Source organism: Kribbella albertanoniae, assembly GCF_004348455.1.
Lineage (GTDB): Bacteria > Actinomycetota > Actinomycetes > Propionibacteriales > Kribbellaceae > Kribbella > Kribbella albertanoniae.
On record NZ_SMKA01000017.1, the window covers coordinates 24,266 to 41,765 of the forward strand.

General features: G+C 68.7%; 13 protein-coding genes. 7 read left to right on the forward strand and 6 right to left on the reverse strand.

Annotation, left to right across the window (positions count from 1 at the left end):
• Positions 1 to 6: 6 nt before the first annotated feature.
• Genes E1261_RS06985 through E1261_RS07000 form a run of 4 tightly spaced genes read left to right on the forward strand, consistent with a single transcriptional unit; the run spans position 7 to position 3,962 of the window.
• Positions 7 to 852, forward strand: coding sequence for an NAD-dependent epimerase/dehydratase family protein (locus tag E1261_RS06985; RefSeq protein WP_238176054.1), 846 nt, complete (start codon positions 7 to 9; stop codon positions 850 to 852).
• Positions 853 to 2,106, forward strand: a complete 1,254-nt coding sequence (locus E1261_RS06990; RefSeq protein WP_132403689.1) for an enolase C-terminal domain-like protein — start codon at positions 853 to 855, stop codon at positions 2,104 to 2,106.
• 33 nt (positions 2,107 to 2,139) lie between these two features.
• Positions 2,140 to 3,408 carry an ROK family transcriptional regulator gene (locus tag E1261_RS06995; RefSeq protein WP_132403692.1) on the forward strand — a complete coding sequence of 423 codons (1,269 nt, stop codon included), beginning with the start codon at positions 2,140 to 2,142 and terminating at the stop codon, positions 3,406 to 3,408.
• Entirely contained in the window at positions 3,405 to 3,962 is a 558-nt protein-coding gene (locus E1261_RS07000; RefSeq protein WP_238176055.1) for a GNAT family N-acetyltransferase, read from the forward strand. Before E1261_RS06995 ends, E1261_RS07000 begins: the two co-directional genes overlap by 4 nt.
• On the opposite strand, the gene E1261_RS07005 is transcribed toward E1261_RS07000, so the two are convergent.
• From E1261_RS07005 to E1261_RS07015, 3 genes are all read right to left on the reverse strand, one after another.
• Positions 3,959 to 5,047, reverse strand: coding sequence for a Gfo/Idh/MocA family protein (locus E1261_RS07005; RefSeq protein WP_132403695.1), 1,089 nt, complete (start codon positions 5,045 to 5,047; stop codon positions 3,959 to 3,961). The two genes, E1261_RS07000 and E1261_RS07005, sit on opposite strands and share 4 nt — an antisense overlap.
• 7 nt (positions 5,048 to 5,054) lie before the next feature.
• The gene (locus E1261_RS07010; RefSeq protein ID WP_132403698.1) at positions 5,055 to 8,897 is read right to left on the reverse strand and encodes a discoidin domain-containing protein; all 3,843 of its coding nucleotides are present in this window, start codon (positions 8,895 to 8,897) and stop codon (positions 5,055 to 5,057) included.
• An 87-nt stretch (positions 8,898 to 8,984) separates the two neighbouring features.
• Complete coding sequence (locus E1261_RS07015) at positions 8,985 to 10,355, reverse strand: DHA2 family efflux MFS transporter permease subunit (protein WP_132403701.1); 1,371 nt, start codon at positions 10,353 to 10,355, stop codon at positions 8,985 to 8,987.
• 90 nt (positions 10,356 to 10,445) lie between these two features.
• Between E1261_RS07015 and E1261_RS07020 the strand changes: the two genes are divergently transcribed.
• Positions 10,446 to 11,027, forward strand: coding sequence for a TetR/AcrR family transcriptional regulator (locus tag E1261_RS07020; RefSeq protein ID WP_132403704.1), 582 nt, complete (start codon positions 10,446 to 10,448; stop codon positions 11,025 to 11,027).
• On the opposite strand, the gene E1261_RS07025 is transcribed toward E1261_RS07020, so the two are convergent.
• The 3 genes from E1261_RS07025 to pepN form a co-directional block, all read right to left on the reverse strand.
• Positions 11,006 to 11,425, reverse strand: a complete 420-nt coding sequence (locus E1261_RS07025) for a hypothetical protein (RefSeq protein WP_132403707.1) — start codon at positions 11,423 to 11,425, stop codon at positions 11,006 to 11,008. The two genes, E1261_RS07020 and E1261_RS07025, sit on opposite strands and share 22 nt — an antisense overlap.
• 239 nt (positions 11,426 to 11,664) lie before the next feature.
• Positions 11,665 to 13,089 carry a septation protein SepH gene (gene sepH / locus E1261_RS07030; protein ID WP_132403710.1) on the reverse strand — a complete coding sequence of 475 codons (1,425 nt, stop codon included), beginning with the start codon at positions 13,087 to 13,089 and terminating at the stop codon, positions 11,665 to 11,667.
• 209 nt (positions 13,090 to 13,298) lie between these two features.
• Positions 13,299 to 15,755: an aminopeptidase N gene (gene pepN / locus E1261_RS07035; protein WP_132403713.1), complete on the reverse strand. Its 2,457-nt coding sequence runs from the start codon at positions 15,753 to 15,755 to the stop codon at positions 13,299 to 13,301.
• A gap of 22 nt (positions 15,756 to 15,777) precedes the next feature.
• Between pepN and E1261_RS07040 the strand changes: the two genes are divergently transcribed.
• Entirely contained in the window at positions 15,778 to 16,722 is a 945-nt protein-coding gene (locus E1261_RS07040) for an aldo/keto reductase (protein ID WP_202874393.1), read from the forward strand.
• Positions 16,719 to 17,480, forward strand: a complete 762-nt coding sequence (locus E1261_RS07045) for a YaaA family protein (protein ID WP_132403716.1) — start codon at positions 16,719 to 16,721, stop codon at positions 17,478 to 17,480. The genes E1261_RS07040 and E1261_RS07045 overlap by 4 nt, the downstream gene beginning before the upstream one ends.
• Positions 17,481 to 17,500 lie beyond the last annotated feature (20 nt).

A 17,500-nucleotide genomic window follows, 5' to 3' on the forward strand; every position in this document is an offset into this window, starting at 1 on the left:
CGACGGGTGCTGGTTACAGGAGCCAGTGGCCGGATCGGTCTGGTTACCGTGCAGCGGCTCAACGAGCTCGGTGCGCTGGTGACGACCTTGTCGGCTGCCGAGCATCCCGATGTGAAGGCGGATCGGGTGCTCGTGGGTGACACGCGGTCGGAGGCCGATGTGGCCGACGCGCTCGACGGTGCCGAGTTCGTGGTGCACCTGGCCGCGTTGGCTCATCCGTCGGCCGGTACGCCGTACGACGTGTACTCGATCAATGTCGTGTCGACGTTCAACGTGCTGGCGCAGGCCGGTGCGCTCGGGATCAAGCGGGCGGTGATGGCGAGCAGCATCAACGCGACCGGGCTGATCTTCAACCAGCACGACGTGCACCCGGCGTACTACCCGCTCGACGAGCGGATCCCGGCCGACATCGCCGATCCGTACTCGCTGTCCAAGCAGAACGACGAGAACACCGCCCGGATGGCGTGGCGGCGGTGGGGGATCGACGTGGTCGCCCTGCGGTTCCCGCACACGAACTCGGCCGAGATCCTGCAGGCACAGGCCGACCACATGCGCGACGAACCGGCCAGCGGACTGCGCGAGGCGTGGAGCTACCTCGACAACCGGGACGCGGCGTACGCGATCGAGCTGGGACTCACCAGGCCGCTGACAGGTGCGCATACCTTTTTCGTCGCAGCCGGTACGACGAACGCGCCGTACCCGACCGAATCCCTGCTGGACGCCCTGGCGCCGGACGTTCCCCGGCTGCGACGGTTCATCGGACGTGAGGTGCCGATCGACCTGACCGCGGTGCGCACAGTGCTGGGCTTCCAGGCGCAGCACGAACTTGACCTCCCGAATCTGGAGATGTGAATGCCCTCGAACTTCGACCAGCCGTGGCCGGTCCGCGACGACGTGCGGATCCGGGAGGTGAAGGCGATCGTCACCGCGCCGCAGGGCATCCCGCTCGTGGTGGTGAAGGTCGACACGACCGAGCCTGGGTTGTACGGGCTCGGCTGCGCGACGTTCACCCAGCGCTGGAAGGCGGTGCAGACATTCGTCGACGAGCACCTGGCCCGGCTGGTAGTCGGCCGCTACCCCGGAGACATCGGCGACCTGACCCGGCTGGCCGGATTCAGCGGCTACTGGCGTGGTGGGCCGGTCACGAACAACGCGATCTCCGGGATTGACCAGGCGCTGTGGGACATCGCCGGCAAGCGCGCCGGGATGCCGGTGTACGAGCTGCTCGGTGGCAAGGTTCGTGCGGCCGCCGACACCTACTTGCATGCCAGCGGGCGGACGATCGAGGAGGCGCTCGACCACGCGCAGAAGCTGGTATCGCAGGGGCTGCGGCACATCCGCCTGCAGATCTCGACACCTGGCGGCGGCGGGTACGGCGCTCCCGCCGTACCGACGCTCTACCCGGACGCGCCGTACCGCAACGGCTGGTCTGCCCGCGACTACCTGCGGGCGACGCCGGAGCTGTTCGCGGAGGCGCGGCATGTGCTGCCGGACAACCTCGAGTTGCTGCATGACGTTCACTCGCGGCTGACGCCGAAGGAGGCTGTGCTGCTCGCGCGGTCGCTGGAGGAGTACGGGTTGTTCTTCCTCGAGGACGTGCTGCCGCCGGAGCATTGGGACCGGCTGCCCGAGGTGCGGGCCGCCTCGCCGGTTCCGCTCGCCGTGGGTGAGCTGACGACCTCGATGGGCGATGCCGTCCGACTCGTCCGGGACGGCGGCGTCGACTTCATCCGCTCACACGTCTCCGACATCGGCGGCCTCACACCGGCGCGCAAACTCGCCGACCTGGCCGAGCTGTGCGGCGTACGGACCGCTTGGCACGGCCCCGGCGACACCTCGCCGATCGGCGCCGCGGCGAATGTTGCCCTCGACGTGAGTTCTGTTGCCTTCGGCATCCAAGAGGGCCATCTGTACGACGACGCCGTGCACGAGGTGTTCCCGGGGACGCTCCGGATCGAGGACGGCTGGCTGACCCCGAACGACACACCGGGCTGGGGAATCGATCTCGATCTCGAGGCCGCGGCCCGTTATCCGGCGGAGTTGTCCGGACACGACGAGTGGGCGGCCGGGGTACGACGCATCGACGGTGCGCTCGAAGCGCCGTGAGCACGGTGTTCTCGCAGTACGATCACGGCTGACATGACGGGGAGGTGGACGATGGTGGCGGCGGACGACGGATTCTCAGGGGCGAACCAGTTGGACCTGGGGTCCTTCAACGAGGCTGTGATCATCGAGACGATCCGGCTGGCCGGCATCATCAGCCGGACCGAGATCTCCCGCCGGACCGGGCTGACCCAGCAGTCGATCTCGCGGATCCTGCGGATCCTGCTGCAGCAGGGGCTGCTGGTCGAGGAGGCGCAGGAGCGGGCCGAGCGGCTCGGCAAACCGCGCACGCCGGTGCGGCTGCGGTCGAACGCTGCGCACGCGGTCGGCATCCATCTGGATCCCGAGCTGCTGACCGTTGCAGTCGTCAATCTCGACGGCAAGATCGTTCGCCGGGAGACGGTTGATCTGGCCGATGACCTGCCGACCGACAAGTTGATCGATCTGACTGCGGCGACCGTGACCGCGGCGCTCAGCATCAGCCAGGTGGATCCGAAGTCCATGCTGGGCGTGGGCGTCGCCGTACCGGGTCCGATCGATGCGGATGGGTCGTTGCTGGCGCTGCCGTTGCAGCCGGCGTGGCGCGGGTTGAAGATTCGGCATCTGTTGCAGGAGAAGCTGAACCATCCGGTGCTGGTCGAGAAGGACGGTACGGCGGCCGCGATCGGCGAGCGCTGGATCGGCCGCTCGGCCCGGGCTCGCGACTTCGCGTACCTGTATCTCGGGACCGGGGTGGGGAGCGGCCTGATCCTGAACGGCTCGATCTATCGCGGTGGGACAGCCAATGCCGGGGAATTCGGGCAGGTGGCCGCGCTGCGGATGGGGGAGTGGGACGTCTCGACCGGCCCGGCGATGGTTCCCGAGTGCAACCCGACCGCTTCGCTGCCGGTGATCGCCGCGTCGTACGGGTATGTCGAGACCGACCTGGAGGCGACCGACGAGGCCAAGCGCTACAAGGCGGTCTGCCGGGCCGCGGCCGCTGGTGACGAAGCAGCTTTGCGAGCAGCCACCCGGATTGGTCAGGTGATCGGGCAGGGTGCGGTCGGGCTGGTGGATTTGCTCGACATCGACCTGGTCGTGGTCGGTGGTCCCGCTTATGCGCCGGAGATCTCGACGATTCTGCTGACCGAGATCGGTCGTGCGGTGAACCTGCATCCGGTAGCGCGGGAGATCCGTCCGGTGGTCGTCGAGGAGTCGATGCTGCAGGCCGACGCGGCCGCCGTTGGAGCGGCCTCGACGATCTTCCACGACGCGTTCACCCCGCGGGTCAGCGGCTCGAGTCAGGCTCGTAGGCTTCCGAAGTGATCAAGCCCCGCCAACTCACTCCAGACGTTGAACTGCGCCTGGCCACGCTCGATGACGCGGCCGCGCTGGCCGATGCGTACACCCGCAGCTGGGACCACCTGCAGCGTTGGGAGCCGGCCCGGCCTTCGAACTGGTTCACTGCCGAGGGTCAGCGTTCGCGGCTGGCTGCTGCGCTGGAGGGATTGGCCAGCGGTAGGTCGGTGCCGTGGCTGCTCGCTTCGGGCGATCGGATCGTCGGTGCAGTCACGCTCAGCGACATCGTGCCGGGCCCGTTCCGCAACGCGCATCTCGGCTACTGGCTCGCCGCCGACGCGGTCGGCCGTGGGCTGATGACAATGGCAGTCGAAGCCGCCGCGGAGATCGCTGACACCGAACTGAAGTTGCACCGGCTCCAAGCCAGCGTGTTCGTGCACAACGCCGCGTCGCACGCCGTACTCGAACGCACTGGCTTCACCCAGATCGGCTTCGCCCCGAACTACCTCTACATCGGCGGCCGCTGGCAAGACTCCAACCTCTTCCAGCGAATCCTCAACGACCGCGCCCCCGGCACCTAGGCCGGCGGCAGGCCGATCCCTCGGGAGACGTCTACGTCGTCGTAGCGACCTTCTAGTACGTCGAGGAACTTGACCGGGCGCTGGAGGGTCGAGGCGATGTAGACGGCCTTGACCGTCGCGAGTGCCTCGATGGCGTGCTGGACGGTGATGCCGGGCTGCTCGCCGTTCGCGATCGCCGTGAGGATGTCGTCGTACTGCGCTTTGTGGCCGCCGGGCGGACCGGCGTCGATGGATTGGTCGTCCTTGAGGTTGTCGGCGTTGAAGCGGGACAGGAGGTCGTCCTCGAGTTCGGCGCCGCCCTCGGTGCCGTGGACCGACAGCCGTGTCCGGCCGCCGGGGAAGGCCGCGGTGGTTGCGTGCAGTGTGCCGACGGCGCCGTTCTCGAAGGTGATCGTGGCGACGACTGTGTCCTCGACCTCGATCGCCTGGTGGGCGGCGCGGATCGCCTGGGCATAGATGCTGACCGGGCGGCCCATGAACCACAGCAGCAGGTCGACGGTATGCACGCCCTGATTCATCAGAGCGCCGCCGCCGTCCTGTGCCCAGGTGCCACGCCAGCCGGCGGACGCGTAGTACTCGTCGCTCCGCCACCAGGCGACCGTCGCGACGGCTGACGTCAGCTGACCGAACCGGCCGGCGTCGATCGCCTGCTTCACCTGCGCGCTGCCGGCGTCGAAGCGGTGCTGGCTGATCACCGACGCGACGACGCCGTGGTTGGCCGCACGGTCGGCGGCCGCCCCGAGCCGGCGGGCCCGGGTCAGGTCGACGTCGAGCGGCTTCTCGATCACCACGTGCTTCTTCGCGTCCAGCGCCTGCTCGGCCAGGGCAGCGTGCGTACCGCTCGGCGTACAGATCGCGACCAGCGTCACGCCGGACCCGGCGAGCGCTCCGGCGAGGTCGTCGTACACCTGCGGCTCCGGGTGCCCGGCTTCCTTCAGCCGGGTCGCCAGCGCGTGCCGGGCGTCCGCGTCGTTGTCGACGAGCGCCGTGACGGTCGCGTCCGGTCGTGCCGCGATGGTGTCCGCGTGGGCGCGGCCGATGATGCCGCATCCCACGATCGCGACCTGCTGGTCTGTGTCAGCCATCTCGCTCCTACTGGGCAGTGAAGTTCGCGGTCAGAATCTGGTCCGTGGTCACGGTGAAGCTGTACTCCGGATCGGTCGAGACGACCGCTCCGGCCACGGTCCAGTTCTGGAAAACGCTATCCGATTCCGGCGTCGCCGTCACGGTCACCTGCGCGCCCGGTTCGTACTTCCCGGGCTCGGACTCGTTCCCGGCGATCCGGACGTCACCCTTCCCGTTCGCGGTGACGCTCACACTCCGCTGCACCATGTTGATGGCCATCACGTTGCGCAAAAGCGCCGGACCTTCGAGGGTGGCGCCGTTGTAGCGGGCGATGTTGGTCACCGCGACCTCGCCCTGGGCCACCTTGACCGTGAAACCGCCGTCGCCGAGGTTGTCGGTGCCCAGGTTCATTGCGTTTACTTCACCGCTACGCACCACCAGGCCGTCGTGGAAGCCGTAGGCGAACACGTTCAGCAGCGTCACACCGGTGGTGCCGTCGACCGTGACGATCTTGGCGGTCTTGCGCATGTACTTGTCGATCACGAGCTCGAAGATCCGGCCCTCGTTCATCCAGTACGGCTGCTGGTAGCCGGTGCGGGTGACCGCGTTCCCGTTCGAGAGCACGCCCTCGATCCGGGCGTCGTGGCCGGCGCCGAGGTGGATGGCGTGGTCGAAGAACGCGCCGGCGACCTTGCGGACGAGAGTGTGGTCCCCGCGCAGGTCGATGCCGTTCCAGGTGTTCGGGAAGCCGGAGTTGATGACGTAGTTGCCACCGGCGTGACCGCGGATGGCGTACGGGTACGGGACGACGCCGTCGGCGCTGCCTGGGTTGTTCTCGGGGTAGAAGACGCGCAGCCCGCGGACTCCGGCGCTCTTGCCGAGTGTGATGAGCGGAGTGCCTTCGGCGTTGCCGCGGCCCTCGAAGGCGTGCAGGACGGTTCCGTAGCTGGCGCCGCCTTGATCCCGGTTCGGTACGGCGGACGCGCCGCGCAGCTCGACGTTCGCCGGAACGCGGAGGTGCGTGCTGATCCGGTACCAGCCCGCGGGCAGGTAGACGATGCCACCGCCGTACCGGCCGGCCTTGTCGAGCACCTTCTGTACGGCGCTGGTGGCGTCGGCGGCCGGGAGATACCCGATCCCGTGCGGTGCGTTCACGACGTACAAGCGCTGGGTGGCACCAGAGAGCGCTCTCTGGGTGTAGGTCGGGGCCGTGCCCTGCATCTGGTGAACGGTTCCCGCGAGAGCGCCGGAGAGCGCGACTCCGGTGAGCTTCACGTACCCGTGAGAGTTGTTCACGATCGCGTGCTCGCTGCCCTCGATCCGGCCGCCCGCGATCTGCCAGCCCCAGCGGCTGTCCATCTCGTCCACGAGAACGCCGATCTGAGAACGCCGGATCTCGAGCTGCAGGAAGCTCCCGGTGAACTGGGCGCGCTGACCGGTGATCACGTGGATCCCGATCTTGTAGTCAGAGAGCGCGATCTGGTGAAACTGATCCCACTCGAGATCGCCGAGCGCAAGACCGGTTCCGTTGGCCCGGGTCCACGCGTCCAGAGCGGCGCGGGCCGGCGGCCGGTAGGCGGCGGGCGCGGTAGCCCAGTAAGAGTTGCTGAAGGCAACGTTCTCCCAGGTGCCGACGTCGGCGCCGTTGTAGGCCCGCGCACCCTCGAAGAGAGCGGTTCCCCGGATGTTCCGGATCGTCGTGGACTCGTGCACCTGGCCGGAGCTCGGGGCGTTACCGCGGTCGTTCGGCATCGTGCTGATCCCGATCCCGCGGTACGAGTTCAGCATGGTGATGTCGGCGATCGTCGACATCATGTAGTTCTCATTGCCGATCCAGGCACCGCCCGGCACCTCGAACGTGTAGTTGTACGGGACCGGGTTGGCGGCGTTCTGGTGAGGGTAGTAGGTCGTGACGCCGAGGACGCCGGCACTCCCGCCGATCCGGAACAGGCTCGGCCCGTCGTCGCCGGACTTCAGATCGGCGATCACCACGGTGCCGTAGTCGCCACGGCTCTTGTCCGGGTCACGGCGGTCACCGCGCAGCGTGCAGAACGCGTGCACCTCGATCGTGTCGGTCACCTGGTACTTGCCGGCCGGCAGCCAGACCGTTCCACCACCGGCATCCTGGCAGGCGTAGATCGCGGCCTGGATCGCCTTGGTCGAATCCTTCCGGCCGCCCCGATCAGCGCCGTACGCGGTCGCATCGAAGTCCGCGACCACGCCGTCCTCGGTCGGGTTCACCGTGTTCACCAGCCGCGGGGTCGGGGTGACGACCGGCGAAACGCGGAGCTGCAGCTCACGGACGCCGTACGACTCGGCGCCGGTCATCGCGACCCGGACGTAGCGTGCGCTCGTCGTAGCGAACCGCGTCCGGCTGAACTGGTTCCCACCCGGAGACCCGGTGCGGCCGACGGTCGTGAACTGCTGGCCGTCGTTCGAAACCTGCACGCTGTAGTCGGGGGAGTAGGCCTGCGCCCACTCGACCCGGACATCGTTGACCGGTCGCGCCTCGCCCAGATCAAGCTGCAGCCACGAGTCGCCTGGCCCACTGGTCCACGCACTCTCGTGGTTGCCGTCGTTGACATTCTCAGGCGCCGTGCCACCGCTGGCGCTCGCCGTACCGGCCTTGGCGAAGTTGGTGTCCACAGCCGACGCCGTGAACGCGTCAAGCTTGGACTGCAGCGTCTGGAGCGCCTGCTTCACCTGTACGTCGGTCGCCCCCGGCGTGGTCGCGACCGTCCGCGCGTCCTCGATCGCCTGCCGCAGCGTCGCGCGGCTGCCGGCCGGGTACTGCCCGTCGCGCGTGCCCTCACGAGCAGCCTTCTCGACACGGGTCGCGGAACCAATGAGCTCAAGCAAACCCTCGGTGACGTTCAGCGTGGTCGCGACCTTGGCCACGCGCACCGCCGCGACCTTGAGGTCGACGGCACCGTCACCGTTGTGGATGCGGAAGTCGCTACCGTTCGACCGGTTCGTCAGAACGGCGTCCGGCAGCGCGAACGTGTAGGTCTTCCACGTCTTGGTGTCGCCGTACGTCACAACTTCGGAGTTCTTGAACATCTCCGGAATCGTCGTGCCAGGGGAGTCGTAGTGCATGCCGAACTGCCCGTTGCCCGCGTCGAAGTAGTCAACGCTGACGAGCACCAGATTGCGGTTGTTGTAGAGGTAGGTGTCGGCCACGTTCATGTAGAAGAAGCTCATGCCCGGCGCGGGAGCAGTCCGGTCGGTCTGCCAGTACGACCGACCATCCTGTACGCCGGTCACCAGGAACGAACCGTTGTCCCCGGCCCGCGGGCTGATGCCGGCCTGGACCGGCGAAGCACCGAGCTGAACCGACGCACCCGCCGTACTGATCCGCAGCCCGGCGACGGTGATATCCGCGCTGCCGAACAAGCGGATGTCCGCATCCCCGAGGCGGTTGGTGAAACCGATGCCGGTCAGCTCGAAGATGCCGGTCTTCCACTGGCCACTGCCGGTCAGCTGGAGATCGGTCGCATCGGCCTGCGGATCGGCGGCGGCGTCGTACTGGAGCTCGAGGCTGCCGGTCCCACGGTCGAGATACGTCACCGTCACCAGGACATCGTCGGTGCCGATCTCATCCACGTAGTCGCGGTCCACGTCGAACTCCAGGTACCCGGTCCCGGCCGCCTGGTCGGTCTGCCAGTAGCCGCGGCCCTGCTCGGTCCCGGTCCGCAACCCGGCGGGGTCGTCACCGGCCGCCGGTTTCACGCCCAGAGTCGTCGGAGCCGCGCCGAGATCGGCACCGACTCCGCTCGGATACATCGTCGCCGCCTGCGCCTGCTGCGGCACGGCAATCGCACCGGCAAGCAGGAGGGCGGGCAGGAACCGGGCAAGCAGACGTCTGGTCATGCTGGTCTCCAGGTGGCGGTCCGGAAGCGCACAGGGGCAGGCGCCGATAAGTTAAACCAAGCGTGTTACTAATTCAAGACCTCAGAATCAGGCCGGTCCCAGCCGCCTCGGCAAGGCGAGGGCCGGCGCAGCCGCCAGTGCTGTGAAGGCGATCGCCCAGGCGAAGCTGCCGGCATAGGCGCTCGCCGGGTCGTGCCCAGTGAGCTGCGTCTGCAGGATGACCGCCAGTGCGGCCGCGCCGACGGCTCCGCCGAGCTGCTGCACGATGCGGGTCATGCTGCTGGCATCAGGGATCTGCTCCGGCCGCAGGTCGCGGAATGCGCCGACCATGACCGACAGGTTCACCGCACTCAGCCCGGCGCCCCGCACGACCAGGCCGATCGCCAGCACCCAGTACGCCGCACCTGGCACAGCGAACGGGATCGTGCCGATCACGCTCAGGGCAACGCCGGCCAGAACAACCGGCCGGGGTCCGATCCGGTCGGACAACCCGCCAGCGGTTCGCGCGAGCAGACTGCCCAGTCCCTGAGGTACGAGGAGCAGGCCTGCGGCGACGACCGACGCGCCGCGCTCCTGCTGGTAGAAGAGCGGCAACAGGAACATCGCGCCGTACAAGGCGGCGCCGGTCAGGAAGAGCAGGGCTGTCGAGGCGGCGAACGAGCGAGTCCGGAACAGGCTCAGGTCGATGAGCGGGTGCCGAGGCTTGCGCACGACGTACGCGACGAGCAAGCCGGCGCCGACGATCGTTGGAACGAGTACATCGACGTGCCCGAAGCCTCCGTCGGGTCCGGTCCGGGTGAGTCCGTAGATCAGCGCCGCGACGGCTGGCGAAACCAGCAGCAGGCCGGTCAGGTCCAGCGGGCGCGCTGTCCCCGGCCCGTCGGTCGGAAGTACTCGAACGGCCAAGGCGATGGCGGCGAGGCAGATCGGGATGTTGACGTAGAAGATCCATCGCCAGCCGAGGTGGCCGACCACGAGTCCGCCCACCGCAGGTCCCAGGATCGGCCCGACCAGCGCGGGCAACGTGACGACGGCCATCAAGCGGCCGAGCTGTTCCCGGCCCGCGGCCTGCATCAGCAGGGTCTGCAGCGTCGGCAGCATCAGGCCGGCGCCGATGCCCTGCAGGACGCGGAACCCGATCAGCGCACCTGCGTTCCAGGCCAGTCCGGACAGGATCGACCCGAGCAGGAACAGCGTCAGCGCCACGATCCACAACCGTTTGGCGCCGAAGCGGGTCGACGCCCACGCGGTCACCGGGATCACCACGGCAAGAGCGAGGAGGTACGCCGTACTCACCCATTGGATCGTGGCGACGCCGGCCCGGAGTTCGGTGCCGAGGGTGTGGATGGCGACGTTCACGATGGTGCTGTCGAGCAGCGGGGCCAGTGCGCCGAGAACCAGTACGGCGGCGAGTTTGAGGACCGCTTGGTCCAGGCGATCGGTGGTTCTGGTGGTCATGATTCCTCCGGATAAGAGACGTGGCGTCTCTTTGTTCTTCACGGTAGGCTGCGTGAATAAGAGACGCAAGGTCTCTTGTGGGGAGTGCTCATGGACCAGACGCAGCGACGCCGAGGCGCCGCACTGGAGAGCGCGTTGCTGGACGCGGCGTGGGACGAGCTGCTCGAGTCGGGCTACGCGCGGCTAACGATGGAGGCGGTCGCGGCGCGGGCGCAGACGGGCAAACAGGTCCTGTACCGGCGCTGGCCGAACCGGGCGGAGCTGGTGGTGGCGGCCATGCGGCACCGGACCGGTTCGATCGTTCAGGACGTGCCGGACACCGGCAGCCTGCGTGGCGACGTACTGGCAGTGCTGCAGCGGATGGCGGATCGCTTCGCCGCACTCGGGCCCGACTTGATCCATGGCTTGCTGTCGGAGGCTCCCGATGTGAGCCCGGAGATCACGAGCCGGATGAGCGGCGTGATGTTGGCCATCGTGCTGCGAGCTGCGGAACGCGGCGAGATTCCGTCGGCCGCGCTACCACTCTCGGTGTTGCTGGCCCCGACCAACCTGCTGCGTCACCAGATGCTCTTGACCCGGGAGGCGCTGGAGCCGGCGACGCTCACCACGCTGGTGGACGACGTCTTCCTGCCGCTGGCTGGTGCAGGCGCTCAGGCCACGCCGACGAGCTGACGTTCGGAGACGGCCGGCATCGATTCGTCGAGCAACTGGAAGAAGTAGCCGGCAGCGTCAGCGAGGGACAGTAGCCCGGCCTCGTACGACGTCCAGCCGAACTGGAGTTCGCCGTCGATGACGCGCTCGTCGGTGGCGACGGCGTACCGGCTGAGGGTTACTCGGGCTGGGCCGGTTTGGGGGTGGTGGTCGCCGCAGCCGCACTCGGCGGCGATGGTGATCGTGGTGAGGGCTTCGGCGGGGTAGTGCTGGAGTTGCAGGGTGGTGCCGCGGGCGGTGAAGCGGGCGATCGTGGCGTCAGGCAGCTGGACGAGCAGCTCGACCGGCACGGCGTGGGAGCCGGGCAGCAGGCGAAGGCCGCGGGACGCGAGGAGATCGGCGAAGGCCGGGAGATTCATGGGTGCAGGATCCTGTGGGTGCTGGTGTCGGCGGGCGGGCCTGGGAAAGGGCAGGGCCTCGTGCGCCGGAGACGGCGCGCGTCAGCGACAACAACAGCAACAACACAGCAGGTTCTGCATGCGGACGATCATGGCAGAGCCTGCGCCCGGCGACAACACCGTCCGCGATCTGGGACAACTGTCCGTAGAAACAACGAACCCCGCCTCCGGCAGGAGGCGGGGTTCGTCGGTGATCGGGGTCAGTCGGCCTTCTTGCCGAACATGATCTCGTCCCAGCTCGGCACGCTGGCGCGCTTCGAACCGCGCCGGGCGGGCTTCTTCTTGGGCTCCTCCGCAGGGGCAGCCTCGGCGGCCGGCTCCTCGGGAAGCTGCTCCTGAGCGGCAGGCTGGCTCGGCGCAGGCTGGCTCGGTGCAGGCTCCTCAGCCGGGCGCGCAGGGGCAGTCGGCTGGGGACGAAGCTCGGTCGGTCGTGATTCCACCGGCCGCTGCTCGGCAGGGCGAGGGGTGGCATCCATGGGGCGACGCTCGACCGGGCGCGGAGGCGCCGAGGGAGTCGCCGCGGCAGGACGCTCGTACGGCGGTTGGGCCGGCGGCTGCTCGTTGCGGGGCGGCTGCGGTTCGGCGGGACGCTCGGGAGCGTTGCGCGACTCCGGGAACGGCGGCGCATCCCGTCGCTCGGTGAACGGGTTCGATGGCGGTGCCGCGCGCTCCTCCGGGGGAGCGAATGCCGCGGACTCGGCCGGCGGCTGCGCCGGACGCTCGACCGCGCGAACCGTCGGGTGCAACGCCGGCGGCTGCTCGATCGGTACGTCGATCAGCGTCGGCTCTTCATCCGGATTCGGCACCGAGTGCACCCGCCGCGGACCACGCTCGGCATCGCGAGAAACCGGCTGGTTTCCGGGCTGGTTGCGGCGCGGAAGACTGATCGTGTCCTCGAAGCCGGCCTCGTACGAATCGGCGCCATGATCCGGAGCCACCGACAGGTCGATGTCCGCGACAGCGGTCAACCGTCGCTCGCCCACAACCGGCTGCACCGGCGGCGGCAGCACCTGCGCCTGCTCACCGACCAGCCAGCGCGCCTCGTCGTCGTCCGGAACGGCGTAGCGCCCCGGAGCGTCGTACGCGAAGAGCGCGATTTTCTCTTCCTTCTGCTCGGAATCAGGATCCGAGAGGTCTTCGGCCTCGACGAAGTACGAGACCCGGACCTGCCAGCGGCCGTCGTCGCGCCGCCAGGCGTCCCAGTCGGCGGTGGTCGGATCGACGTGCCGGGTCCGCAGCCGCTCGGTCACCCACGCACCGAGATTGCGGGTCGGCGCGTCGGCTCCACCGCGGCGCCGTACTGAGGCACGCTGGGCCAGGTTCGCGATGTGGTCCCGCTCGGCCAGGACCGGCCCGGCGAAGGCCATCACGCGTTCCATCGGCATCTGGGCGACCGCGGCAACCGCCTCGGGACTCTCCCCGGCACGGATCCGAGCCTGGATGTCTCGTGGGCGCAGCGCGCTCTCCATTTGAATCTCCAGCTGGCCGAGTCGGGCACGGTCGCCGCGCAGGGCCGCACGCAACCGGTCGTCGACCGGGACGGCGAACTCCTCACCCGTCTCGGGCATTGCCAGGATCAGCTGTGTGCCGTCCTGGCTCAGTCCGACGAGCCTCGCCTCGCGCATTGCCTTTGTTCTCCTGTGCGGTTCTCGACAGTCTCTCCCGGGACGGGGGCCTGACCAAAGACCGGCACGCCGTACCAGTCGGTCATTGTGGAGATTACGTCACGAAATCACCTTCACGCTGCTCACCAGGGCCCTTTAAGTCACATCAGTCACAGTAGTCACAACCGCTGGTGACTGCGACGACACAAGACCCTGGTGAACATTACAAATCAGATCCCGTACGCCGCGCGCACGGCCAGCGCACGCTGCACATCGTCCGCGCGGTCACCGACCGAACGCCGGATTCCCGCCGCCACGGAGTCGTCCGCCACCAGATCCGCGGACCGGGCGACGATCTCCTCCTCGATCTCGAACCGCGGGAAGCTGCGGCTCGCCGAGGAGGCCGCGACCCAACCGGAGCGCAGCTTCTCGGCACCGGGGATCTCCGCGAAGTAGCGCTCGACGTACGGCGCTGTGAGCTCGCGCTGGGCCGGATGCCAGAAGCCTTCGCAGGCCGCGTCGAGTTCGTAGTTCGACAGGTCGGCGTCGGTCATGATCAGCGACCATGCCTTCTCCTTGGCGGCCGCCGTCGGCAGCGCCGCGCGGCAGCGGACCGCGTGCTCGTGGCCTTCGGAGGACGTGTCGCGCACGAGCTCCGCGTCGATCTCGGGATCGCCGATCGCGCCGAGCCGGGCCAGCTGCAGCAGGACGAGCCAGCGCAGGTCCGCGTCCATCGTGACGCCGTCCGGCACACCGGCGCCGGTCAGCCAGCCCTGGAGCCGCTCGACGTCCGTGCTGTGCTTCGCGTACGCCCGGACGACCGCGAGCTGGAGGCTGGAGCCGGCCGGCAGCTCGGACAGCCGGTCGGCCAGGACCTTCTCGATCCGGGCGCGGTTCTCGTCGTACGGCAGGTAGCCGCCGAGGATGTGGGTGCGGGCCCAGTCGCTCATCGTGCCGATGCCGATGTCGCTGGCCTCGCCGGCCAGCATCCCGAGCAGAATGTCGAAAGCCAGCCGAGGGTCGAGCTCGCCGTCGGCGGCCGAGTCGCGCACGCTGTTCAGGACGACGGCGCGGGTGACGCCGTCGGTGATCTTCGGCAGCACGGCCGTGAGGTTCGCCAGGCTGTCGGCGTCGAGGCGGATCTTGGCCCAGGTGTCGTCACCGGTGTCCGGAATGACCACGAGCGTCGAAGCATCCAGCGGTACGTCGACCTCGTCCGCGTCGACCACGACGTCGACGATGGTGGCGTTGCCGTCCGCGTCGTACCCACCGACCGTCAGCTTGTGCGGCCGCTGCGCCGGGAACTGCGCGGGCGCCGTACGGCGAAGTTTGAGGCCGTCGGGCGTCCGTACCGCGGTGATCGTGTCCAGGCCGGGTGTGCGCAGCCAGTTCTGGGCCCAGGTGTCGATGTCGACCGCGCCGGCCTCGGTCCACTTGGCGAGCAGGTCACCGAAGGTCGCGTTGCCGAACTCCGCGGCCCGGATGTGGGCGATGACGCCGGCCAGGAAGATGTCGTCCCCGAGGTAGTTGGCCAGCTGCTTGAGCACGGCCGCGCCCTTGGCGTACGAGATGCCGTCGAAGTCCTGGAGCGAGGCGATCGCGTCCTTGACCGGATCGGCGGCGACCGGGTGCGTCGACGTCCGCTGATCGGCCTGCAGGCCCCACCACTTGCGGATGTAGGCGAAGTCGATCCAGTTGTCCTGGTAGTCGGTGGCCGTGGTCGAGACCCGGTGCGCCATGTACTCGGCGAACGACTCGTTCAGCCACAGGTCGTTCCACCACTTCATCGTGACGGTGTCGCCGAACCACTGGTGGGCCATCTCGTGCACGATCGTCCGGGCCCGGTTGCTGCGCTCCTGGTCGGTCGCGGCCGAGCGGAACACCATCGGGTCGCGGAACGTCACGCAGCCCGGGTTCTCCATCGCGCCGGCGTTGAACTCCGGGACGAACGCCTGGTGGTACTCACCGAACGGGTACCGGTAGCCGAACATCCGGTGGTACTCGTCGAAGGCCTGCTTGGTGACCCGGAAGATGTCCGCGGCCTCGCGCTCCAGCGCGTCCTTCAGCGACTGCCGCGCGACCACGCTCAGCGGGATCCCGTCGTGCTCGTCGGTGATCTGGTGGTACGGCCCGGCCACGATCGTGACGAAGTACGTCGACAGTGGCATCGTCTCGGCCAGCTCCCAGCGGCCGGGGGAGACCTGCGTCGCCGCACCGTTGCCCAGCACCAGCCACTCGGTCGGCGCGGTCACCTTGACCTTGTACGGCGCCTTGAGGTCGGGCTGGTCGAAACACGCGAAAACCCGCGGTGCCGCGTCCAGGAACGACATCCCGTAGGTGTAGACGAGACCGTCGGCGGCGTCGACCGCGCGGTGGATGCCCTCACCGTCGTGGGTGTAGGCCATCGTGGCCACCACGACGAGCTCGTTCTCGGCCTGCAGCCCGGTCAGCTCGAGCCGTCCGTCGTTGAGCCCGGCCACGTCGACCGGCTCCCCGTTCAGCGTCACCGACAGCAGTTCGTCGGGTTTCACATCGACCCAGCTGCTGGGCTCGGTCGCAGCGAACCGGACGATGGTGGTGGATCCGAACGTTCGCTCGCCCTGGGTGAGGTCGAGATCGACGTCGTACGACTGGACGGAAAGTGCGGCGGCCCGGGTACGGGCGCCGTCGACGGAGAGACTCGGCATGGCGCCACTCTATGCTCTGACTATGAGCACGATGGAGTACCGGCAACTGGGTGACTCGGGCCTCACCGTGAGTGTGGTGGGCCTGGGCTGCAACAACTTCGGACGCAGGCTGGACGCGAGCCGAACCGATGCGGTCGTGAACGCCGCGATCGACTCCGGGATCACGTTGTTCGACACCGCCGACATCTACCGCGGCGAGCACGGCTTCAGCGAGGAGCTGCTCGGCAAGGCGCTCGGCTCGCGTCGTGACCAGGTGGTGCTGGCGACCAAGTTCGGCGGCGACATGCACGGCGAGAACGGCCCTGACTGGGGTGTGCGCGGTTCGCGCCGCTACATCCGGCGCGCGGTCGAGTCGAGCCTGCGGCGGCTGGGGACCGACTGGATCGATCTGTACCAGCTGCACTTCCCGGACCCGGTCACGCCGATCGAGGAGACCCTCGCCGCGCTCAGCGAGCTCGTTGCCGAAGGCAAGGTTCGCTATCTCGGCAGCTCGCAGTTCGCCGGCTGGCAGGTGGTGGACGCCGACTGGGCGGCCCGGACCGGCGGCCACGAACACTTCATCAGCGCCCAGAACCAGTACTCACTGCTCGAACGCGATATCGAGGACGAGCTCGTGCCCGCCTGCGAGCACCTCGGCATCGGCATCCTGCCGTTCTTCCCGCTCGCCTCCGGTCTGCTCACCGGCAAGTACAAGCGGGGCGAGGCCGCTCCTGAGGGTGCCCGCCTGGCCACGCAGCCGGAGCGGCTGGCCAAGGCCGACTTCGACGTGATCGAGGCGCTCGAAACCTTCGCGGCCGAGCGTGACCTGACCATGATCGACGTCGCGATCGGCGGTCTCTCCGCGCAGCCTGCGGTTGCCTCGGTGATCGCCGGCGCCTCGACGCCGGAGCAGATCACACAGAACGTCGCAGCCGGCACCTGGAACCCGACGCTCGAGGACCTCGCCGTACTGGACAACCTGACGTGACCCTGATCCTCCTGCCCCCGTCCGAGGGCAAAACCGGCCGGACCCGCGGCCGCGCCGTCGACTTCGGCACACTCTCGTTCCCCGAACTCAACCCGGTCCGCGAGCAGGTCCTCGAGACCCTGGCCAAGGTGTCCGCCTCCGAGGACGCGTACGGCGTGCTGGGCGTCGGCGCATCCCTCCAGGCCGAGGTCGATCGCAACACCCGCTGGCGCACCGAGCCCGCCGTACCGGTCTCTGAGCTCTATTCCGGAGTCCTGTACGACGCTCTCGGCTACTCCACGCTGTCCGCCGGCACGAAGCGCCGCGCGGCCAACCGCCTGCTCGTCGTATCCGCCGCCTGGGGCGCACTGCGCCCGGCCGACCGCGTACCGCCGTACCGGCTCTCCATGGGTACGACGCTCCCCGGCCACGGACCGCTTGCCGGTGTCTGGCGTGAGCCCCTGGCCGCGGCACTCGCCGAGGCGGACGGTGTGATCGTGGACTGCCGCTCGTCAACGTACGTCGCAGCCTGGCGGCCGAGCGGTGACCGGGCGGCCAAGTGGGTCTCGGTCAACGTGGTGCGCGAGCGCGACGGCGTCCGCACGGTGGTCTCGCACATGGCCAAACACACCCGCGGCCTGGTCGCCCGGCACATCCTCGAGTCCGGCAAGGACCCCGGCACCCCAAAGGCCCTGCACAAACTGGTCAGCGCCCGCTGGACCGCCGAGCTCGAGCCTGCAGCGTCTGGCTGGACCCTGACTGTGGTCGAGCGCGACTGACCACCCTCGGTAGCGGTCCG